At 69.2% G+C, this 20,971-nt stretch carries 19 protein-coding genes; 18 read left to right on the top strand and 1 reads right to left on the bottom strand.

The features are described 5' to 3' along the window. Positions 1–104 precede the first annotated feature (104 nt). Complete coding sequence (locus LCG91_RS15200) at positions 105–470, bottom strand: VOC family protein (RefSeq protein ID WP_058728464.1); 366 nt, start codon at positions 468–470, stop codon at positions 105–107. A gap of 376 nt (positions 471–846) precedes the next feature. Here LCG91_RS15200 and LCG91_RS15195 point away from each other — a divergent pair, with 376 nt between their 5' ends. From LCG91_RS15195 to tuf, 18 genes are all read left to right on the top strand, one after another. Next, positions 847–2,517 carry a GspE/PulE family protein gene (locus LCG91_RS15195; RefSeq protein ID WP_224441896.1) on the top strand — a complete coding sequence of 557 codons (1,671 nt, stop codon included), beginning with the start codon at positions 847–849 and terminating at the stop codon, positions 2,515–2,517. A gap of 18 nt (positions 2,518–2,535) precedes the next feature. Continuing rightward, the gene (locus tag LCG91_RS15190; protein WP_318010442.1) at positions 2,536–4,254 is read left to right on the top strand and encodes a PilT/PilU family type 4a pilus ATPase; all 1,719 of its coding nucleotides are present in this window, start codon (positions 2,536–2,538) and stop codon (positions 4,252–4,254) included. Continuing rightward, positions 4,254–5,486: a type II secretion system F family protein gene (locus tag LCG91_RS15185; protein ID WP_224441895.1), complete on the top strand. Its 1,233-nt coding sequence runs from the start codon at positions 4,254–4,256 to the stop codon at positions 5,484–5,486. Before LCG91_RS15190 ends, LCG91_RS15185 begins: the two co-directional genes overlap by 1 nt. A 185-nt stretch (positions 5,487–5,671) precedes the next feature. After that, complete coding sequence (locus LCG91_RS16485) at positions 5,672–6,121, top strand: type IV pilin protein (RefSeq protein WP_411955811.1); 450 nt, start codon at positions 5,672–5,674, stop codon at positions 6,119–6,121. A gap of 79 nt (positions 6,122–6,200) precedes the next feature. Further along, positions 6,201–7,598 carry a prepilin-type N-terminal cleavage/methylation domain-containing protein gene (locus LCG91_RS15175; RefSeq protein ID WP_224441894.1) on the top strand — a complete coding sequence of 466 codons (1,398 nt, stop codon included), beginning with the start codon at positions 6,201–6,203 and terminating at the stop codon, positions 7,596–7,598. Next, a complete protein-coding gene (locus tag LCG91_RS15170; RefSeq protein ID WP_058728460.1) occupies positions 7,595–8,323 on the top strand; it encodes a type II secretion system protein J in 729 nt (242 codons plus the stop codon). The genes LCG91_RS15175 and LCG91_RS15170 overlap by 4 nt, the downstream gene beginning before the upstream one ends. Then, positions 8,320–10,074 carry a hypothetical protein gene (locus LCG91_RS15165; RefSeq protein ID WP_224441893.1) on the top strand — a complete coding sequence of 585 codons (1,755 nt, stop codon included), beginning with the start codon at positions 8,320–8,322 and terminating at the stop codon, positions 10,072–10,074. The genes LCG91_RS15170 and LCG91_RS15165 overlap by 4 nt, the downstream gene beginning before the upstream one ends. 5 nt (positions 10,075–10,079) lie before the next feature. Continuing rightward, a complete protein-coding gene (locus tag LCG91_RS15160; RefSeq protein ID WP_224441892.1) occupies positions 10,080–10,904 on the top strand; it encodes a prepilin peptidase in 825 nt (274 codons plus the stop codon). A 21-nt stretch (positions 10,905–10,925) separates the two neighbouring features. Then, positions 10,926–11,978 carry a type IV pilus assembly protein PilM gene (gene pilM, locus LCG91_RS15155; protein ID WP_224441891.1) on the top strand — a complete coding sequence of 351 codons (1,053 nt, stop codon included), beginning with the start codon at positions 10,926–10,928 and terminating at the stop codon, positions 11,976–11,978. Then, positions 11,975–12,760: a hypothetical protein gene (locus LCG91_RS15150; RefSeq protein WP_224441890.1), complete on the top strand. Its 786-nt coding sequence runs from the start codon at positions 11,975–11,977 to the stop codon at positions 12,758–12,760. The genes pilM and LCG91_RS15150 overlap by 4 nt, the downstream gene beginning before the upstream one ends. Before the next feature lies 1 nt (position 12,761). Continuing rightward, positions 12,762–13,514 (top strand): hypothetical protein, encoded by a 753-nt coding sequence (locus tag LCG91_RS15145; protein ID WP_224441889.1) that lies wholly within the window; start codon positions 12,762–12,764, stop codon positions 13,512–13,514. A gap of 171 nt (positions 13,515–13,685) precedes the next feature. Continuing rightward, entirely contained in the window at positions 13,686–14,267 is a 582-nt protein-coding gene (locus LCG91_RS15140; RefSeq protein ID WP_411955810.1) for a CBU_0592 family membrane protein, read from the top strand. A gap of 52 nt (positions 14,268–14,319) precedes the next feature. Continuing rightward, the gene (locus LCG91_RS15135; protein ID WP_058749814.1) at positions 14,320–14,778 is read left to right on the top strand and encodes a DUF6121 family protein; all 459 of its coding nucleotides are present in this window, start codon (positions 14,320–14,322) and stop codon (positions 14,776–14,778) included. 128 nt (positions 14,779–14,906) lie between these two features. Beyond that, positions 14,907–16,040 (top strand): hypothetical protein, encoded by a 1,134-nt coding sequence (locus tag LCG91_RS15130; RefSeq protein WP_224441887.1) that lies wholly within the window; start codon positions 14,907–14,909, stop codon positions 16,038–16,040. Positions 16,041–16,453: 413 nt separating this feature from the next. Then, a complete protein-coding gene (gene rpsL / locus LCG91_RS15125) occupies positions 16,454–16,822 on the top strand; it encodes a 30S ribosomal protein S12 (protein WP_058728453.1) in 369 nt (122 codons plus the stop codon). 5 nt (positions 16,823–16,827) lie between these two features. Further along, positions 16,828–17,298 carry a 30S ribosomal protein S7 gene (rpsG, locus tag LCG91_RS15120; protein WP_058728452.1) on the top strand — a complete coding sequence of 157 codons (471 nt, stop codon included), beginning with the start codon at positions 16,828–16,830 and terminating at the stop codon, positions 17,296–17,298. 101 nt (positions 17,299–17,399) lie between these two features. Then, the gene (gene fusA / locus LCG91_RS15115) at positions 17,400–19,514 is read left to right on the top strand and encodes an elongation factor G (RefSeq protein WP_224441886.1); all 2,115 of its coding nucleotides are present in this window, start codon (positions 17,400–17,402) and stop codon (positions 19,512–19,514) included. A 136-nt stretch (positions 19,515–19,650) separates the two neighbouring features. Further along, the gene (gene tuf, locus LCG91_RS15110; protein ID WP_058728450.1) at positions 19,651–20,838 is read left to right on the top strand and encodes an elongation factor Tu; all 1,188 of its coding nucleotides are present in this window, start codon (positions 19,651–19,653) and stop codon (positions 20,836–20,838) included. The last annotated feature ends 133 nt before the right edge of the window (positions 20,839–20,971 follow it).

The raw sequence follows: 20,971 nt of genomic DNA, 5'->3' as shown, positions 1-20,971 counted from the left end.
CCCGCATCCTCGGATGCGGGGGCCTTCCTCGTTGCTGCACCAGGGCCGGACGGGAGGCTCGTGGCGGGCCCGCCCCGCGCCTCCCGTCCGCCGGTGGTCCGGTCTCAGGCGGTGCGGCCCTTCTCGTCGACCAGCGAGTACAGGCTGAGGACGTTGCCGTCGGGGTCGCGGACGTCGAACCAGTCCACGGCACCGTCGACGCACTCGACCGGGCCGACGTCGATGCCGAGCGAGCCGATGCGGGCGTGCTGCGAGCGGACGTCGTCGACACCGAAGCGGACGGTCGCGGGGCGTCGCTCGGCGTCGGCGTCGAGGTACAGCTGCAACCAGATGCCACCGATCTCGTACTCGACCACGCCGTCCTCGGGCTCGAGGTCGGGGTCTGCCCGCTGGAACACAGCGCCGTACCAGAGGCAGGACGCCTCGATGTCGGAGACGGGGAGCCCCACGGTCACGCTCGTGATGTCCATGTCTCATCATGGCGCGCAGCGGCCCCGCGCGTCGAGGGGTTCCTCGTGCACGCGCCCCGAGCCGGTGCTCGACCGTTCGTCCTGCACCTGCTGGCCCCTTCCTGCACAGGGTGCCACCGTCGACGTCTCGTCCACCGGCACCCGGTCCGGGCCCCGCGCCGACGTGGTGGAGCCGGAGCATCGACGCATGACGACCGCGAGACGCGCCTCTCGGTACCCGTCGGTACCCCAGCACTGGGGGCACACGCCACCCCGTCGCCCCCTCGTTGTGGGACTGCGGGGGCCGCACCGGGCGGCCGTAGCGTGGACGGGCGCCGCGCCGCTGCGGGGCACACCCCCACGACCCGGTCTCGACCCGAAGGAGGCCCCGGGACACATGGCCACCCTGTCCGAGATCCTCATCCTCAACGGCGCACTGCCGATCGAACACCTCGACTCCATGACCGGCGACGAGGCGATCGACGAGCGTGCCATCCGCTCCCTGGTGGACCAGGGCGTGGTGAGCGAGGCGCAGTACATCACGGCTCGAGCGGCCTCGAACAACTCCCACACCGTGCCGCTGACCGACTACCCGGTCGACGGCACCGCGGTGTCGATGCTGCCCGCGGCGCTCTGCCGTCGCCACGGAGTGCTCGGCATCGGGTTCGAGGGCGAGACGCTCGTGCTCGCGATGGTGAACCCGTCGAACGTGCTCGCGATCGACGACGCCCGCACTGCATCGGGTCGCGCGATCAAGCCGCTCCAGGTGGAGGAGCGCGACCTCGTCAGCGCCCTCGACCGGTACCTGCGAGCGGACGACGAGCTGAACGACCTGACCTCGTCGCTCGAGGACCAGTCGGCCGCGCAGACCCAGCAGCAGGTGGACCTGACCGACGGCGCGCTCGACGACGTCCCGATCGTCCGCTTCGTCAACCTGCTCGTCTCGCAGGCGATCCAGGACCACGCGTCGGACATCCACATCGAGCCGGGCGAGCACGAGGTCCGGGTGCGCTACCGCATCGACGGTGTGCTGCACGAGATGGCGCCGGCCCCGAAGAACATCCAGAACGGCGTCATCAGCCGGCTCAAGATCATGAGCGACATCGACATCGCCGAGCGTCGGAAGCCGCAGGACGGCCGGATGTCGGTGCGGCACGGCGGTCGGCAGATCGACCTGCGCGTGGCCACGCTTCCCACGGTGTGGGGCGAGAAGGTCGTCATGCGCATCCTCGACAACACGAACACGTCGCTGACGCTCAAGGACCTCAACCTGCTCGAGCAGAACTTCCAGGCCTACCAGCGGTCCTACTCGAAGCCGTACGGCATGATCCTGGTCACCGGGCCCACCGGTTCGGGCAAGTCCACCACGCTCTACACGACGCTCAACGCCGTCGCGAAGCCCGAGATCAACGTCATCACGGTCGAGGACCCGGTCGAGTACCGGATGGCCGGCATCAACCAGGTGCAGGTCAACCCGAAGGCCGGCCTGACCTTCGCGTCGGCGCTGCGATCGATCCTGCGCTCCGACCCGGACGTGGTGCTCCTCGGTGAGATCCGCGACCACGAGACCGCGCAGATCGCGATCGAGGCGTCGCTGACCGGTCACCTGGTGCTCTCCACCCTGCACACGAACGACGCCCCGTCGGCCGTCACCCGTCTGACGGAGATGGACATCGAACCCTTCCTGGTCGGGTCCGCGCTCGACTCGGTGGTCGCCCAGCGTCTGGCCCGCCGGCTCTGCGACCGGTGCAAGGTCCCCGCTGTGTACGAGGCCGAGCAGCTGCACGCGCTCGGGTTCCTCGACCGTCCGGACGCTGCCGTCCCGGAGTTCTTCGCACCGATCGGCTGCGCCGTCTGCTCGAACACCGGGTACCGCGGCCGCATCGCCCTCCACGAGGTCATGACCGTGACCGAGGAGATCGAGCGCCTCGCGGTCGCGCGGGCTTCGAGCGCCGAGATCAGCCGTGTCGCCCAGCAGCAGGGCATGCTCACGCTCCGGCAGGACGGGTGGGAGAAGGTCAAGCTCGGCATGACCAGCGTCGACGAGATCCTGCGCGTGGTCGCGTAGCCCGGGAGCACGAGGACGATGAACGAATCGGTGTACGACATCGAGGCCGGCGACGACCCCGTCGCCGGGTGGCACCCCGGGAGCCCGGGCAACGAGGTCGGTGGTCGTCGGGCTGCGCGGCTCGCGGCGGCTGCTGCGGCCGCTGCGGCGTCGGCGCACGCGGTCACGCCGACCGACCACCCCGCCGTGCCGACGTCGAGCAACGCCGTCTACGACCTGTCGGCCGAGGGTGGCTGGGGCGCGCCGACTGCCTGGGGCGACCCGGCCGACGCGGTGGCCACAGGGACGACCCCGGCCGGTGGGTCGTCCTGGCCCCCGCCTGCCGGTGACCCCGTCGCCGTGCCGGTGGCGCAGCCGCAGGCCGCGCCGGCCACGCCCCCGGCGGCGGTCCCGCCGTCCACCGCGGCGTACGGGTACGCGGATGCGGTGACCGAGCACCTGCCGGTGGCGCCCGCGGTGGCGACCACGAACCTCCAGACCGTCGCTCCGGCGGTGTCCGGACGCACGCTCACCGGCGCCGCGGTCTCCGGGCCCGCGGTCGATCCTGCGTCGCACCCCGAGATCGGCTTCACGCGCCACGCTCGCGAGGTCGCCGACGGCGACCTCATCACGGCGCTGTCGCAGGTCGTGTACCAGGGAGCGTCCGACCTGCACGTCACCGCGGACGCTCCGCCCACCGTGCGGGTCGACGGGTCGCTGCGTCCCGCGGTGCCCGGGGGACCGTGGGCACGCAACAAGGTCATCGCCGCGCTGAAGACGCTGCTCACGCCCGAGCAGGCCGGGCAGTTCGACCACGAGCAGGAGCTCGACTTCGCCTACTCGCTCTCGCCGGAGTTCCGCTTCCGCGTGAACTACTACCAGCAGCGCGGCAACTGGGGCGCGGCGTTCCGCATCATCCCGACGAAGATCAAGACGCTCAAGCAGCTCGGCATCCCCGCGCACGTCGGGGAGTTCGCGAAGCTGCCCCGCGGACTCGTGCTCGTGACCGGACCGACCGGCTCCGGCAAGTCGACGACCCTCGCCGCGCTCATCGACCTGGTCAACGAGACCCGCGCCGATCACATCGTGACGGTCGAGGACCCGATCGAGTTCATGCACGAGCACAAGAAGGCCATCATCAACCAACGCGAGGTCGGGGCGGACACGCACTCGTTCGCCGCCGCGCTGAAGCACGTGCTGCGACAGGACCCCGACGTCATCCTGATCGGTGAGCTCCGCGACCTCGAGACCATCTCCGTCGCCCTGACCGCCGCCGAGACCGGACACCTGGTCTTCGCGACGCTGCACACGCAGAGTGCTCCCGGCACCATCGACCGCGTCATCGACGTGTTCCCACCGCACCAGCAGGGGCAGATCCGCACCCAGCTCGCGGCGACGCTCGAAGGGGTCGTCTGCCAGACCCTCGTGCCGAAGGCGAACGGGTCCGGCCGCGTCGTCGCCACCGAGATCATGAAGACGACGCCTGCGATCGCGAACCTCGTGCGCGAGGGCAAGACGTACCAGATCACCTCGGCGATGCAGGCCGGGCGCGACGCCGGGATGCACACGATGGACCAGGACCTCGCCGAGCTCGTCAACGTCGGGACCGTCACCCGGGCCGCGGCGATGGAGAAGGTGCACGACGAGGACGGCTTCGATCGGCTCGTGCAGCGCGTCGAGTCGCCGTCCGACTCCTCCGCAGCGGCGATCGCCGCCTCCGAGATCGACTTCGGCGACAAGTACTCCGGGGGTCACTGATGTCACTCGCGTTCGACTACCGGGGCCGCGACGGTGCCGGCAAGCTCGTGAAGGGTCGGCTCGACGCGGCGTCCGAGGGCGCCGTCGTGCAGCGGCTCCGGACGATGGGCGTCTCGCCGATCGCGATCACCGAGGCGAAGCCCGGCACCGGACTGCAGACCGAGATCAAGATCCCGGGGTTCGAGAAGGGTGTCGGGCTCAAGGACCTGGCGATCACGGCGCGTCAGGCTGCCACGATGCTGAGCTCGGGCCTCTCGCTGCTCCGGACCCTGAGCATCCTGGCCGAGCAGACGCAGTCCGCGAAGCTCCGCGGCATCCTCGAGAAGGTCCGCGACGACGTCGAACGCGGCGTGGCGCTCTCGGACGCCGTCGCGAAGTACCCGGTCGACTTCCCGCCGATCATGATCAACATGATCCGGGCGGGGGAGACCGGCGGCTTCCTCGACCAGGCGATGGCGTCCGTCGCGACGAACTTCGAGAAGGAGCAGAAGCTCAAGACGACCATCAAGTCGGCGATGACCTACCCGGTGGTCGTGTTGGTCATGTCGCTGCTCAGCGTGGTCATCATGCTGGTCTTCATCGTGCCGATCTTCCAGAAGATGTTCGAGGGACTCGGCGGTGAACTCCCGCTGCCGACGCAGATCCTCGTCAGTCTGTCGGCGTCCATGGTCTACGTCGGACCCGTGCTGGCGGTCGCGATCATCGTGTTCGTCCTCTGGTGGCGTGCGAAGAAGAACACCGACGCGGTGCGTTCGGTGTTCGACCCGTTGAAACTGCGACTTCCGGTCTTCGGCAAGTTGAACAAGAAGATCGTCATCGCGCGGTTCTCGCGGAACTTCTCGAACATGATCGGCGCCGGTGTGCCCATTCTCCAGGCATTGCAGATCACCGGAGAAGTGTCTGGGAACATCGTCGTGCAACGCGCACTGGAACGTGTTGCTGAATCGGTCCGGAAAGGCAGTTCGATCGCTGATCCGCTGTCGGTGGAAACGGTGTTCCCGTCGATGGTCTCGCAGATGGTGGCCGTGGGTGAGGATGCCGGTTCCATGGAGGTCATGCTCGAGAAGATCGCCGTCTTCTACGACGAGGAGGTCACCGCCACCACGGAGGCACTGACGTCGCTCATCGAACCGCTGCTCATCGCCTTCCTCGGCGTCGTGGTGGGCGGCATGATCATCGCGCTCTACATGCCGATCTTCCAGATCTCGTCCGTCATCCAGCAGTCCGGGTGACTCCGCGCCCCTCGTCCGAGGGGAGACCGGATGCATTCTGCCCCCGGTACTGGGGGCATTTTGCTGTGCCGATCACCCCCGTTCTCGGGATTATGTCGAGAATCCGCCCTGCATACAGTTGGGCAGGCGGCAGGGCACTGCTCCCGAACGCAATCCCACCCCATTTCCGAAGGAACGGAACAACAATGTACTTCGCTCTCATGGGCAAGCTCGAAGCTCGCCGCAAGGGACTGCTGGAGCAGAACGACAAGGGCTTCACCCTGATCGAACTCCTGGTGGTCGTCATCATCATCGGCATCCTCGCGGCCATCGCGATCCCGGTGTACCTCGGCATCCAGTCCAGCTCGAAGGACGCGGGCGTGAAGTCCGACCTGACGAACGCGAAGACCGCGGTCGTCGCGTACTACACGGACAACCCGAACCCGTCCGCTGCTCCGGCGCTCGCGACGGACCCGCTCGGAAAGTACGGATTCCCGTCGAACCTCACCAAGCCGATCACCTTCGCGAAGGCCTACTCGGCAGGGAGCTTCTGCCTGGTGGCAGACGCTCCGAGTGGCGATTCGAAGAAGTTCTACGTCACCGACTCGAGCTCGGTCCAGGGTCCGACGGCCACGGCGCCGGCCGGCTGCAGCTGAGTCGTACCAGGAGCGGGGGAGCGAGTCGACGGGACGTCGGCTCGCTCCCGTCAGTTCGAGGACGATGAGAGGAGGAACGATGATCGCCATCCGCCGCGCGCTCCAGCGCGTGCGCCGGTCTGACGAGGGCCTGTCCCTCGTCGAGGTCGTCATCGCCCTCCTCATCTTCACGGTGATCGTCATGGGCGCGCTGGCGTCCACCACGCTCGTCCTCCGCATGACCGCCGACAACCGCGGTCGTGTGGAGGCCGCCAACCTCGCCCAGCAGTACATCGACGTCGCGCGGATCGACGGCCAGAACGACCTGAACAGCCTGGCGAACAAGACCTACCCCGCCATCACCGTCGACGGGGTCGACTACACGGTGACGCGGACCGTGTCCTGGATCAACACGAACAACGTCGACACCGGTTGCACGGTCGCCGGCCTGTCGGGCAACGGCTCCCTGCTCTTCCGTCGCGTGAACATCCGCGTCTCCTGGACCGGTCAGTCCTCCGCCACGCAGAAGATCGCGGCCGACACGGTCCTCGCACCGACCAGCAAGATCAACGACCCCGCGCTCGGCACCGTCCTCATCTCCGTGACCTCGATCAACGGCGGCGGGACGAGCAACGTGACGGCGACCCTGGCCCCGGACCGCACCGTCCCCGGCAACACCGCGCGGGTCCTCGACGGCAGCGCGCAGCCGGACGTCACCAACGCGGACGGCTGCACCGTCGCGAACAAGGTGCCACCCGGGACCTACACGGTGACGCTCAGCCCGCCGTCCGGGCAGTACCGCGACCAGGAGCAGGCCGCGAACCCGGTGAAGTCGGTCACGGTCGCCGCAGGGGACTCCGGCGGCGCGGCGTTCACGTACGACCCCGCCTGGGACTTCCAGAACCGCTACACCTCCGGAGTGAGCGCGTCACTGCCCACGAACCTCACGACCTCGTACGTCAGCACCCTCGGCGTGTACCAGACCGCGGCGCCCGTCAGCGACCAGTACCTCAGCCCGATCGCGTCGGGCTACGCCGTCTACGCCGGGAAGTACGCCCCGACGGGAACACCGGGCGGCTCCTGCCTGTCGACCGACCCGACCGCGTGGCCGACGAGCGCGGACGGTCGGACAGGGAAGGCCCCGGCACAGGTCGCGCCCGCGACGGGGAACTCGACCGCGACGCCGACCGTCGCCATGGGCGCGACGACCATCAACGTGAAGGCCCGGACCACGACCATCCGGGCCACCACCACGACCGCGGCCAACGGCGATCCCGGGTGTGTCGCGGGGATGACCTACACCTTCACCCGCACGGCGACGAGGAGCGACGGTACGGCGACCATCGCCCTGCCGTGGGGCACGTGGGCCGTGACCGAGAGTTCGGACGCGATCAACTTCAACCCCATCTCGCTCGGCAACATCATCGGTGGTCTGCTCGGCATCGTGGTCCCGGGTACCGCGAACGTCGTGACGCTCGACCCGAGGACCGCGGGATGAGCGGGGTGCTGCTGCGGGTCGTGGACCGTGTCCGGCGCGACGACCGCGGGCTGAGCCTGCCCGAGCTGCTCGTCACGATCATGATCTTCGCGATCGTGCTCGCCGTGGTCTCCGGCACGTTCGTCACCATGCTGCGGGCGACGTCGTACGCCAACGCGACCGACACGAACGCCCGCTCCGCGTCGACCGCGATGAACGAGATAACCCGACTGCTGCACGCCGCGATGCGGAACCCCCAGCAGAACGCGGCCGACGCCCCGGCCTTCGCCGTCGCTCGGACCGAGTCCATGACCTTCACCACCGCCGTGGACCTGTCGGGTGCGGCCCCGGTCGCGAACGCCGGCCCCGATCCCCGTCCGCAGCAGGTGGTGCTCACGCTCGACTCGTCGCGACGCCTGGTCGAGACGATCACCCCCGGACAGCCGGTCGTGTCCGGATCGAGCTACTACCGCTTCACGGGAACACCGACGACGCGGACCCTCGCACCGCCCGTGTCGGTGACCCCGAGCGGGCAGCAGGCCCTGTTCGTCTACTTCGACGCGACCAACACTGCGCTCGTCCCTGACGCCACGGGTGCTCTCAGCGCCGCGCAGATGCAGTCGGTCGTCTCGGTCGGCGTGACCCTCCGCCTGTCGAACAACGGCTCGGTCGCCGACAACAGCGTGACCCTCAGCAACCAGGTGAGCCTCCCGAACCTCCTCTCGACCGGAAGGGTCGGACCGTGAACGGACTCCGACGACGCATCGACCTCACCCGCGCGCGCGACGACCAGGGACTGGCGATGGTCATCGCGCTCATCTTCGGCATGGTGATCGTCGCCTTCGTCGCGACGTCGCTGTCGATCGCGACGTCCGGGCGGGTGAAGGCGAACGCCGACCAGAACTTCAACGCGGCGTTGAGCGCGGCGTACGCCGGCATCGCCGACTACCAGGCGCGGCTCTCCAACGACAACACGTACTTCCAGTACGGCAACCCCGCCTCCGCGTACAGTCGCGGCAGTTCGGTGTCGATGCCACCCTCGGCGAAGACGAACCCGGCGTTCGGCGTGGGCGCCGGAGGGTCGTGGGCGAAGGTCCCGGTGACGGCACCGGACACGCCGACGTCGTACTACCGGTACGAGGTCAACACCGCGCAGTACGGCACGAGCGGGACGATCAAGGTGCGGTCCACAGGCATGGTGGGCAATGCCGTGCGCTCGGTCGTCGCGTCCATCCGGCAGCAGGGGTTCATCGACTTCCTGTACTTCACCGACCTCGAGATCCAGGACCCGCAGATCTCCGGCGCCAGTACCGCGAACTGCGTCCGGTACGCCTACCAGGGACGGCCGACGACCGGCTGCAACGAGATCGCCTTCGGGAGCGGGGACGTCATCGCCGGTCCCGCGCACTCGAACGACACCATGCGGATCTGCGAGGCGAAGTTCACCGAGACACCCTCGACGTCCTACCAGCCGACCGGCACCGCCCTGCGGTACACGGCGAGGAACTCGCTGAACCAGGCGTGCGCCGGGCAGCAGTTCCCGGCCGGCGTCGACCAGCCGTCGTTCGCGTCCTCCATCGGCATGCCGTCGACGAACTCGCAGCAACTCCAGGAGACCCGCTCCGACCTCGGCGCGACCGTCCCCCGCCCGGGATGCCTGTACACCGGGCCGACCGACATCGTCTTCAACGCGGGCGGGACGATGACCGTGAAGTCGCCCGGTACGAAGTTCACGAACACGACCGGTGACGGCGCCACGGGCGGGTCGAACCCGGCGCAGTGCGGTCAGCCGGGCACGTCCTCGGGGCAGCTCGGCTCACCTGCGGGGGCCACGATCCCGGTACCGGAGAACAACATCGTCTACGTCCAGAACATCCCGACGGACGCATCGAACAAGAACGCTTCCTCGGCGGTCGCGACCTGCAGCAACAACGGCGTCGGGTACCCGCTCGCGGGCGAGGAGCGACCTGCTCTCGGGACCGCGCCGTGCGCGTACGGCTCGCGCAACGGTGACGCGTTCGTGAAGGGCGACTTCCACGGGCAGCTGACCATCGCCGCGCAGAACTACCTGTACGTCACGGGCGACCTGCGCTACGTCGACTCGAGTGCGGACATCCTCGGCCTCACCGCGACGAACGCGGTCTGGGTCTGGAACCCCTACGGCTCCGTCTCGTGGAACCGGAACGGGGCGATGCTGGACGACGACGGGCGCGAGATCGATGCCGCGATCATCTCGGCCGCGCACACCTTCCAGGTGCAGAACTACGACCGCGGTGGCGCTCGCGGCAAGCTCACCGTCAAGGGTGCGATCGCCCAGCGCTTCCGCGGCATCGTCTCCTCGGGCAGCAACGGGTACGTGAAGGACTACCAGTACGACGCGCGACTCAAGTACACCGCTCCCCCGCGGTTCCTCAGCCCGGTGACCACCTCCTACGGCATCACGACGGTGGGCGAGGTCAAGGCGGCATTCCGCACCGACGGGAGCGCGGCATCGTGATCGGCGTGCCCCCTGTCCTGTTGCTCGCTGTCCTCAGCGGCGGTGTCGGCCTCCTCATCGGCTCCTTCCTCAACGTCGTCATCCACCGCGTCCCCGCCGGCCTGTCCGTGGTGCGCCCTCGGAGTGCCTGTCCGACGTGCCACACCCCGATCCGCCCACGCGACAACGTGCCCGTGCTGTCCTGGGTGGTCCTGGGTGGCCGTTGTCGGGACTGCAGGACCTCGATCTCCCCGCGGTACCCGCTGGTCGAGCTCGCCACAGGACTCCTGTTCGCCGTCGTCGCCTGGGGTGCCGTGGCTGCGCCGCCGATCTCCTCTGACGGGACGGCAGGGCTGCCGGTGGTGCTCGCCTTCCTCTACCTCATGGCGATCAGCGTGGCACTGACGATGATCGACCTGGACGTGCACCGACTGCCCGACCGCATCGTCCTGCCGGCGTACCCGGTGCTGCTCGTGCTGTTCGCGCTCGGGAGCGCGCTGAGCGGCGACTGGGTCTCGTTCCTCCGCGGACTGGCCGGGATGGCAGCCCTGGCCGCGTCGTACCTGCTGCTCGCCGTGCTCGTCCCGGGCGGGATGGGCTTCGGCGACGTCAAGCTCGCCGGCGTCCTCGGGCTCGCGCTCGCGTACCTCGGTTGGGGACCCCTCGCAGTGGGTTCTTTCGCAGCGTTCCTGCTCGGCGGTACGTTCGCCCTCGTCCTCGTCGCCACGAGGCGTGCCGGTCGCCGCAGCGGGATCCCCTTCGGGCCCTGGATGGTGTGCGGCGCCTGGGTCGGCGTGCTCTTCGGCGCTGACCTCTGGAACGCGTACCTCGCTCTCCTCGGCATCGGTTGAGGACCGGACGGAAAGACCACCATGGGAAAGAACATCGTCGGGCTCGACATCTCCGCACAGTCGATCCGTGCGGTCGAGGTCGCCGACGCGGACAAGGCGAACCCGACCGTCGTCCGCGTCGCGGAGGTCCCGACGCCCGAAGAGTCCGTGACCCGCGGCGAGGTGCTCGAGCCCAACACCGTCGCCGGTGCGGTCAAGCGGCTCTGGTCCCTGGGCCGGTTCCGATCGCGGGACGTGGTGCTCGGGATGGGGAACCAACGCGTCCTCGCGCGTCCACTGACGGTGCCGCGCGCCCCTCTGGCGCAGGTCCGGGAGTCGCTGCCCTTCCAGGTGCAGGACATGCTGCCCGTCCCCGTCGGCGACGCGATCCTCGACTTCTACCCGACGAACGAGGGCGTCCAGGACGGAGCGCCCGTCCTCGAGGGGTTGCTCATCGCCGCGGTCAAGGACGCGGTCCTGAACAACGTGCGCGCGGTGCAGCTCGCCGGCCTCAACCCGGTCGGGGTCGACCTCATCCCGTTCGCACTCAGCAGGGTGCTCGCGACCCGGCGGTCCGTCGCGGGGACCGTCACCGTGATCGATCTCGGTGCGCAGACCACGTCGGTCGTGATCCTGACCGACGGCGTCCCGCAGTTCGTCCGCATCATCCCGACCGGAGGGGCCGACGTGACGAAGGCCCTCGCTGCGCGCATGTCCATCTCGTGGGACGAGGCCGAGATGGTGAAGCGGCACCTCGGCCTCGGGGCGGCCGCCAGGACGCCCGATGACCACCGAGCCGCTGGAGTCGTCCGCGAGTCTGTCGAAGAGCTCTACTCCAGCCTGAGGAACACCGTGAACTACTTCGTCAACACGCACCCGGACCAGCCGGTCCGCGAGGTGGTCCTCGCTGGCGGCGGCGCTGCCCTCGGCGGCTTCGCCGACGGCTTCGGCGATCGGGTGGGCGTACCGGTCAGGGTGGCGTCCGCCTTCGACGGGGTGGCTCGTGCCCGGTCCGTCCGTGACGACGACCTGGAGTCCCGCGGATCGTCGGTCGCGGTCGCCTACGGCCTCGCGGTCGGGGGACGAGCAGCATGACCAGCGCAGGAGTGAACGCCCAGCCCGCGGGGAGCCGACGCACCCTGTTCCGTCGCGCGCCGGCGGTGCCGTCGCAGGGACAGCCGGCGCCGCGGACCCGGTCAGGAGGACCGGACCGCCGGGGCGGGCGGGTCGCCGTCACCGTCGGGTACGAGCCGCGAGTGCACCTGCTGCCCGTCGAGGTCCTGATCGAACGACGGCAACGAGCAGGCATCAGGCGTGCGTGGCTGGTGGTCGCGCTCGTCGCGGCCGTGGCGCTGCTCGGGACCGGTGCGGCGTACGCGACCGCGGCGAACGCCGAGTCGGACCTCACGATCGCCCAGGAGCACACCGTTTCCCTGCTCAAGCAGGAGCAGGGCTTCGCGGAGGTCAAGACCGTCCAGTCGCAGTCGGCGCTCATCACCTCTGCGCAGCAGGTCGGCGGTTCGACGGAGATCGACTGGGGCACGACGCTCGAGGGCATCCAGGCATCGCTGCCGTCCGGGGTCGCCATCACCGGCGTCCAGGTCGACAGCGCGACGCCGCTCCAGGCGTTCTCACAGTCGACGGCCCCGCTGCAGGGCCCTCGCGTGGCGACGGTCACGGTGACCGCGACCACCGCCGTGCTCCCGTCGGTCTCGGACTGGATCACGGCCCTCGAGCAGATCCCGGGCTTCGTCGACGCCAACGCCAACTCGGTGACGCTCGGCACGGACGATACCGGTGGGTACACCGCGAACCTCACCATCCACCTCGACACCGGCGCGTTCGACGGCAAGTACGCCGCCGAGAAGGGGGAGTGACGTGTCCCGCAACCGACTCATGCTCCTCCTCGCTGTGATGGCCAGCGTGGTGGTCGCCGTCGGCGGCTTCTTCCTCGGCGTGCAGCCGCAGCTCGCCAGGGCGGACGCCAGCGCCGAGCAGCAGGCGTCGGCCGAGCAGAACAACGCGACGGCAGAGGGGCGCATCGCGAAGCTGCGCGCCGAGAGCCAGACGCTGCCGGCGCAGAAGGCCGAACTCGCGGTCCTCGAGGGGTCCATCCCCTCCTCACTCGACCAGGCATCGTTCTACCGGGAGCTCGCGGAGCTCGCGGACGCGGGCGGGGTGACCATCTCGTCGCTCACCACGTCCGATGCGCAGTCGTACGCTCCGCCGCAGGCTCCGGGCACGAGCGCCGAGGCGTCCGGCACCGCCTCGGCCGGCGCGACGTCGGAGCCCAGCGCCTCAGCCACGCCCGGAGCGGCCGCGGCGCCCGCCGTGACCACGAGCCCGGCGATCACCAGCGCGAACTTCTCCGCGGTGCCGGTGACCGTCGGGATCCAGGGATCCTTCGCGCAGGCGACCGCGTACATGAAGGCTGTGCAGAACGGGAAGCGGCTGTTCCTCGTCTCGTCGATCGTCTCGTCGTCCTCGGCGAGCGGCTCGGACGCGACCAACGACGCCGGTCCCACGACGTGGACCCTCAGCGGCTTCATCTACGTCCTGCAGGACGCCGCCACGACGCAGGCGGAACAGGCCGCGGCAGCGTCCTCCAGTAGCGCCTCCACGAACGGCTGACACCGCTTCCGAGAGCCCCCGCGAAGTGGGTCCGACACGCCACGCCGCACCCGCTTCCGCGACACCCGTCGGTGTGCCTACGATGCTCCCGACGCCGCACTCGCGGCTGCTCACACCCCTCTCGGACGGTCGCCTCAGGACGGCCGCTCCTCGTCGTGCCCGGAGTCGCGCGTGTTGGTCGGAATCGTGGAGTTCCTCGGCTGGTTCGGAGCCGTAACCGTTTTGGCAGGTTACCTGCTGTTCTCACTGGGCAAGATCCCGAACGGGCCGCTCTACCAGTTCCTCAACCTGGTCGGCGGGCTGTCCGTCGCCATCAACGTCGCCGCGCACCACGCGATCCCGTCGACGATCGTGAACGGCGTCTGGGCCGTCATCGCCGTCGTGGTCCTGGTGCGGATGGGCCGCGCTCGCCGTGCCGCCCGTCGAGGGGTCCCCGAGGCTCCGACGCTCCCCGTCCTGCACGTCGAGCCCCCGACGACGACCGCCGTCCTGCCGGTCGTCGGACCGGCGCTGCGCGACCACGAGGCGACGCTGGCCGAGAACCAGCCCGAGGCGGAGCCGGGGGAGGGCGAGCGTGCCGAGCCGCGCCTCCAGGACGACACCGTGACGACTCCCGTCGTCCCCATGACCGAGTCCGTCCCGGTCATCACCGCGACGATCGCGCTCGCGCTCGTCGCGGCCGCGCAGCAGCACGAGCAGCAGCACGAGCAGCAGCCCGAGCCCGAGCGCGCCCAGGAGCACACCGCGCGCTGACGCGGCGACGACGGGACCCGTCACCCAGGGCGGCCGGCAGTACGATCGAGCCATGTCCCGGTGGCTGATCGCGACGATGACGTCGGTCCTCTTCATCGCGCTCGTCATCGCGGTGACGGGCTTCGAAGCCCTCCTCGCCGACGTCGAGGCGATCCCGCAGCCGGACGCGAGCCCCTACCTCGGACCGACGATGGTGGTCGCGGCAGCAGCGGTCGTGTTCCTCGCCACGGCCGCGGGGATCCGCGAGGGCAACCCCGGCGTCACCGGACTCGTCGCCGCAGCCGGCACCTACCTGGCGATGCTCGCGACGGGAGCGGTGGGCTACTCGATGACGCGTGGGGACGGCACGGAGCTGCTCGTGTTCCCCGCGGGCTCCGCGCTGAGTCCGTTCGTGGTCGGCTCGGTGGTCGTCGCCCTGCTCTGCGTCCTCGGCGGCGTGTCCGCCGCCCGCTACCAGGCGCGCCACCGTTCCGCGGACGCGGCTCCCGGCGGGGAGGGCGACCGGCGCTGAGTCCGGTCGCGCCCGAGCGGATCGTCCCCCGCCCGCCTGTGCACAGGTCCACCGCTGTCCACAGCCCGGTCGCGTGACACCGCCCGGCGGTACGATCTCGGAGCACGCACAGGCACGACGGGGGACGCATGACCGACAACCAGCCGGACGGGTGGGCGCAGGTCCCGCACGTCGACACGCTCCGCGGCACGCAGGAGCCGCCGGTGCCCGTCACCGGCCCGTCTGCGCACCGCCCGCGTCGCCGCCTGCGCCGCGGCGCGCTGGTGGGCATCATCGCCGGCGGTGCGGCCGTGGTGCTGCTGCTCGCCACGGGCGTCGTCGGGTACGCGGTCCAGTCCTCGTCGCACTCGGCCGACCGGCCGGTCCGCGCCTTCCTCGACGACCTGACCGCCGGCCACGTGGACGACGCGCTGCGTCTGGCGGGTGTGGACCACGACGACGCGGACGTCCTGCTGACCGACGCGGCCTACGCGAAGGCCACCGACCGCGTCACCGGCTACCGCATCGCGGCGACGCGCACCGACGGTGACACCGCGACCGTGCGCGCCTACCTGCGGCAGGGCGGCCGGGACGTCGCGTCCACCTTCACGCTCGACCGCACGGGGACCGACTGGGGCGTCTTCCCCGTGTGGGAGCTCCACGCTCCGGACCTCGGCCGGGTCCAGGTCTCGGTCCGCGGGCCGGGCGGGACGCCGGTCGAGGTCGCGGGCCAGCGCGTCCGGACGTCCGACGACGGCATCGCGAACCTGACCGCCCTGCCGGGCTCCTACGCCGTGACGGTCGACGGTGGCAAGTGGTTCACGGCAGCGGACGCGACCGCCCGCATCTCCGGCTTCGACGGGACCAGCTCGGCCCCGGTCTCCATGACGACGGAGCTCACCGACGACGGCAAGCAGGCGGCGCAGCAGGCGGTCGATCGCTGGGTCGACGGCTGCATCGCCTCCACCGACCCCGCCCCCGCGGGCTGCAGCTTCTACGCCTACGGCGAGGACCCGGCCTACACCTACACCAACCAGAAGTGGACGCTCGAGCAGCGTCCGCAGGTGACGGTCGGCGGGTGGCTGTCGCGCGGGTGGACGGTCTCGACGACGAGCCTCGGTCGCGCCACCTTCACCGCCGACATCTCCGGTCCGGGCGGCGTCGGCACGGCCTCGGCGGGCCCGATGAACGTCAACGCGAGCGGCTACGTCTCCGGCTTCTCCGACGCCGGAGCGACGTTCGAGTCCGCCGTCGGCAACGGTTCGTCCGACACGGGTTCCTGACAGGGGCGCGCGCCCAGGTCGCCGGCCTGGAGGCCCGCCCCACCACCGCGGACCGCTCCGGCCGGGCGGTCGACGGTCCGGGAGGCCCGTCCCACCACCGCGGTCACGTCGCGGTCCGCACGGGGGTCGGCCGTGCGGCGTCGCGGTCTGCAGACACGGCTGCCGTCCGCCCCGTCGGCCCGCTCCGGGCGCGACGCGCCCGGATTGATTTCGCCGTGTGACGCGGGTAGTCTCTACCGGGTGTGCGCCCTCGGGCGCGCCCGAAATCCCGGGTCACCCTCGTCGACCTCGACGAGACCGTACCGGGTCATCCATCCCACGACCTCCCTCCGCCGTCAGGCGGTGATCAGCGTGGGATGAGGAAGCCGACGGAAGGCGTCGGCCAGAGCACGAGCGAAGAACCAGGAGAACAGTTGCCTACCATCCAGCAGCTCGTTCGCAAGGGTCGTACGCCCAAGGTCGTCAAGACCAAGGCGCCGGCACTGAAGGCGAACCCCCAGCAGCGTGGTGTCTGCACCCGCGTCTACACCACCACCCCCAAGAAGCCGAACTCGGCCCTGCGCAAGGTCGCTCGTGTGAAGCTCTCGAACGGCACCGAGGTCACGGCCTACATCCCCGGTGAGGGCCACAACCTGCAGGAGCACTCGATGGTGCTCGTCCGCGGCGGTCGTGTGAAGGACCTCCCCGGTGTGCGCTACAAGATCATCCGCGGTGCCCTGGACACCCAGGCCGTCAAGAACCGTAAGCAGGCCCGCAGCCGCTACGGCGCGAAGAAGGGTTGAGATAGATGCCTCGTAAGGGTCCCGCCCCGAAGCGTCCCGTCGTCGCCGACCCGGTGTACGGCGCGCCGATCGTCTCGCAGCTCGTCAACAAGATCCTCCTGGACGGCAAGAAGGGCCTCGCCGAGCGCATCGTCTACGATGCACTCGAGGGCGTCTCCGCCAAGAACCAGCAGGACGCCGTCGCGACGCTGAAGAAGGCGCTCGACAACGTCCGTCCGACCCTCGAGGTCCGCAGCCGCCGCGTCGGTGGCTCGACCTACCAGGTCCCGGTCGAGGTCAAGCCGCACCGCGCGAACACCCTCGCGCTCCGCTGGCTCACCTCGTACGCCAAGGCCCGTCGCGAGAAGACGATGACCGAGCGTCTCATGAACGAGATCCTCGACGCGTCGAACGGTCTCGGTGCCGCGGTCAAGCGCCGTGAGGACACCCACAAGATGGCCGAGTCGAACAAGGCCTTCGCCCACTACCGCTGGTAATCCCGGCCCGGTAGTCCCGGCTCCGATCGGGCGTCGGTGGTCACGCACCGCCGACGCCCGCCCGGGCGCCAACCTCTCCTACAACTCTTCCGGAGGAACCTGTGGCACAGGACGTGCTCACCGACCTGAACAAGGTCCGCAACATCGGCATCATGGCGCACATCGATGCCGGCAAGACCACGACGACCGAGCGCATCCTGTTCTACACGGGCATCACGCACAAGATCGGTGAGGTCCACGACGGCGCTGCCACGATGGACTGGATGGCGCAGGAGCAGGAGCGCGGCATCACGATCACGTCGGCCGCGACGACCTGCTTCTGGGACAACAACCAGATCAACATCATCGACACCCCCGGTCACGTGGACTTCACGGTCGAGGTGGAGCGCTCGCTCCGCGTCCTCGACGGTGCCGTCGCCGTCTTCGACGGCAAGGAGGGCGTCGAGCCCCAGTCCGAGACCGTGTGGCGTCAGGCGGACAAGTACAACGTCCCCCGCATCTGCTTCGTCAACAAGATGGACAAGCTCGGCGCGGACTTCTACTTCACCGTCGACACGATCATCAACCGTCTCGGCGCGGAGCCGCTCGTGCTCCAGCTCCCGATCGGTGCCGAGAACGACTTCATCGGTGTCGTCGACCTCATCGAGATGCACGCCAAGGTCTGGCCCGGCGACGCCAAGGGTGACGTGACCATGGGCGCGCAGTACGAGGTCCAGGAGATCCCCGCGGACCTCCAGGCCCGTGCCGAGGAGTACCGCGCCAAGCTCGTCGAGCGCGTCGCGGAGTCCGACGATGCCCTGCTCGAGAAGTTCTTCGACGGCCAGGAGCTGACGAAGGACGAGATCCGCGCCGGCATCCGCAAGCTCACGATCGCGTCCGAGGTCTACCCCGTCCTGTGCGGCTCGGCGTTCAAGAACCGCGGTGTCCAGCCGATGCTCGACGCCGTCATCTCGTACCTCCCGTCTCCGCTCGACGTGCCGCCGATGATCGGCCACGACGTCAAGGACGAGGAGAAGGAGATCATCCGCAAGCCCGACGCCACCGAGCCGTTCTCGGCGCTGGCGTTCAAGGTCGCGGTGCACCCGTTCTTCGGTCGTCTGACCTACGTCCGCGTGTACTCCGGCTCGATCGAGTCCGGTGCCCAGGTCATCAACTCGACCAAGGGCAAGAAGGAGCGCATCGGCAAGATCTTCCAGATGCACTCCAACAAGGAGAACCCGGTCGACAACGTGACCGCGGGCCACATCTACGCGGTGATCGGCCTCAAGGACACCACCACCGGTGACACGCTCTGCGACCCGAACGACCAGGTCGTCCTCGAGTCGATGACGTTCCCGGAGCCGGTGATCGAGGTCGCCATCGAGCCGAACACGAAGGCCGACCAGGAGAAGCTCTCCACGGCCATCCAGAAGCTCGCCGAAGAGGACCCGACGTTCCGCGTCGAGCTCAACGCCGAGACCGGCCAGACCACCATCAAGGGCATGGGCGAGCTCCACCTCGACATCCTCGTCGACCGCATGAAGCGCGAGTTCAAGGTCGAGGCGTCGGTCGGCAAGCCGCAGGTCGCCTACCGCGAGACGCTGACCAAGCCGGTCGAGCGCTACGACTACACCCACAAGAAGCAGACCGGTGGTTCCGGTCAGTTCGCGAAGGTGCAGATCGCGCTCGAGCCGATCGAGGTCACGGCCGAGAAGGTCTACGAGTTCGAGAACGCCGTCACCGGTGGCCGCGTCCCGCGCGAGTACATCCCCTCGGTCGACGCCGGTATCCAGGACGCCATGCAGGTCGGTATCCTCGCCGGGTACCCGACCGTCGGTGTGAAGGCCATCCTCAAGGACGGTCAGTCGCACGACGTCGACTCGTCCGAGATGGCGTTCAAGATCGCCGGTTCGATGGCGTACAAGGAGGCTGCCCGCAAGGCCGGCCCCGTCATCCTCGAGCCGATCATGGCCGTCGAGGTCCGTACTCCGGAGGAGTACATGGGCGACGTCATCGGTGACCTGAACTCCCGTCGTGGCCAGATCGCCTCGATGGAGGACGCCTCGGGCGTCAAGGTGGTCCGCGCGAGCGTGCCGCTGTCCGAGATGTTCGGCTACGTCGGCGACCTTCGTTCGAAGACCTCCGGTCGTGCCGTCTACTCGATGACCTTCGAGACCTACGCACAGGTCCCGAAGAAGGTCGAAGAGGAGATCATCGAGAAGGGCAAGGGGAACTGACGCTCTGAGCGTCTTCTCCACAGGCGGGGGCGCCCGGCGACGGGCCCCTCGCCACCAAGTAATGTAAGACACACACCCTGCACGCCAACGGTCGAGAACCGGGGGCATGCTCTCCGAGTCCTGAGGAGGACCCACAGTGGCCAAGGCCAAGTTCGAGCGGACCAAGCCGCACGTCAACATCGGAACCATCGGTCACGTCGACCACGGCAAGACCACGCTCACGGCGGCGATCACCAAGGTTCTGCACGACCAGTACCCGGACCTCAACGAGGCCCGTGACTTCGCTCAGATCGACAGCGCTCCCGAGGAGCGCGACCGCGGCATCACGATCAACATCTCGCACGTCGAGTACCAGACCGACAAGCGCCACTACGCGCACGTCGACGCTCCGGGTCACGCTGACTACGTCAAGAACATGATCACCGGTGCGGCCCAGATGGACGGCGCGATCCTCGTGGTCGCCGCCACCGACGGCCCGATGCCCCAGACGCGTGAGCACGTGCTGCTCGCCCGCCAGGTCGGCGTCCCCTACATCGTCGTCGCGCTGAACAAGTCCGACATGGTGGACGACGAGGAGATCCTGGAGCTCGTCGAGCTCGAGGTCCGTGAGCTCCTCGGCTCGCAGGAGTTCGACGAGGACGCCCCCGTCGTGCAGGTCTCGGCGCTCAAGGCGCTCGAGGGCGACGAGAAGTGGGTCAAGTCCGTCCAGGACCTGATGTCCGCCGTCGACGAGAACGTCCCGGACCCGGTGCGCGCCACCGACCAGCCGTTCCTCATGCCGATCGAGGACGTCTTCACGATCACCGGTCGTGGCACCGTCGTCACCGGTCGCGTCGAGCGTGGCACGCTGGACCTCAACTCCGAGGTCGAGATCGTCGGCATCCGCCCGACGCAGAAGACCACGGTCACGGGCATCGAGATGTTCCGCAAGCTGCTGGACAAGGCTGAGGCGGGCGACAACACCGGTCTCCTCATCCGTGGCCTCAAGCGCGAGGACGTCGAGCGCGGCCAGGTCGTCGTGAAGCCGGGTTCGGTCACGCCGCACACCGAGTTCAAGGCGAACGCGTACATCCTGACCAAGGAAGAGGGCGGTCGTCACAACCCGTTCTACGCGAACTACCGTCCGCAGTTCTACTTCCGCACCACGGACGTCACCGGCGTCATCACGCTGCCCGAGGGCACCGAGATGGTCATGCCGGGCGACACCGTCGCCATGTCGGTCGAGCTGATCCAGCCGATCGCGATGGAGGCCGGCCTCCGCTTCGCCATCCGTGAGGGTGGTCGTACGGTCGGCGCCGGTACGGTCGAGGAGATCGTCAAGTAACTCCCGGTTCTCCGGAAGACACTGCGTCAGCGGGGTCGGGCCTTCGGGCCCGGCCCCGCTTCGTCGTTCCCGGCGTGGCCCCGGTCCGCTCCTCCGGCGCGGCCTCGGATCGTCTCCCGGTGACCGGTCCCAG

Origin of the sequence: Curtobacterium sp. TXMA1 (genome assembly GCF_020162095.1) — a bacterium.
Classification (GTDB): Bacteria; Actinomycetota; Actinomycetes; order Actinomycetales; family Microbacteriaceae; genus Curtobacterium.
Note: the sequence above shows the minus strand (reverse complement) of the source record. Positions and strands in the feature narration are given on the sequence as shown.

What these genes read in the sequence shown, in the direction of transcription:
- LCG91_RS15130 (WP_224441887.1), top strand. Translation starts at nt 14,907, where the DNA reads ATGACCGACAACCAGCCGGACGGGTGGGCGCAGGTCCCGCACGTCGAC.
- rpsG (WP_058728452.1), top strand. Translation starts at nt 16,828, where the DNA reads ATGCCTCGTAAGGGTCCCGCCCCGAAGCGTCCCGTCGTCGCCGACCCG.
- LCG91_RS15150 (WP_224441890.1), top strand. Translation starts at nt 11,975, where the DNA reads ATGACCAGCGCAGGAGTGAACGCCCAGCCCGCGGGGAGCCGACGCACC.
- LCG91_RS15175 (WP_224441894.1), top strand. Translation starts at nt 6,201, where the DNA reads ATGATCGCCATCCGCCGCGCGCTCCAGCGCGTGCGCCGGTCTGACGAG.
- pilM (WP_224441891.1), top strand. Translation starts at nt 10,926, where the DNA reads ATGGGAAAGAACATCGTCGGGCTCGACATCTCCGCACAGTCGATCCGT.
- LCG91_RS15190 (WP_318010442.1), top strand. Translation starts at nt 2,536, where the DNA reads ATGAACGAATCGGTGTACGACATCGAGGCCGGCGACGACCCCGTCGCC.
- LCG91_RS15170 (WP_058728460.1), top strand. Translation starts at nt 7,595, where the DNA reads ATGAGCGGGGTGCTGCTGCGGGTCGTGGACCGTGTCCGGCGCGACGAC.
- LCG91_RS16485 (WP_411955811.1), top strand. Translation starts at nt 5,672, where the DNA reads ATGTACTTCGCTCTCATGGGCAAGCTCGAAGCTCGCCGCAAGGGACTG.
- LCG91_RS15185 (WP_224441895.1), top strand. Translation starts at nt 4,254, where the DNA reads ATGTCACTCGCGTTCGACTACCGGGGCCGCGACGGTGCCGGCAAGCTC.
- LCG91_RS15195 (WP_224441896.1), top strand. Translation starts at nt 847, where the DNA reads ATGGCCACCCTGTCCGAGATCCTCATCCTCAACGGCGCACTGCCGATC.
- LCG91_RS15200 (WP_058728464.1), bottom strand. Translation starts at nt 470, where the DNA reads ATGGACATCACGAGCGTGACCGTGGGGCTCCCCGTCTCCGACATCGAG.
- LCG91_RS15135 (WP_058749814.1), top strand. Translation starts at nt 14,320, where the DNA reads ATGTCCCGGTGGCTGATCGCGACGATGACGTCGGTCCTCTTCATCGCG.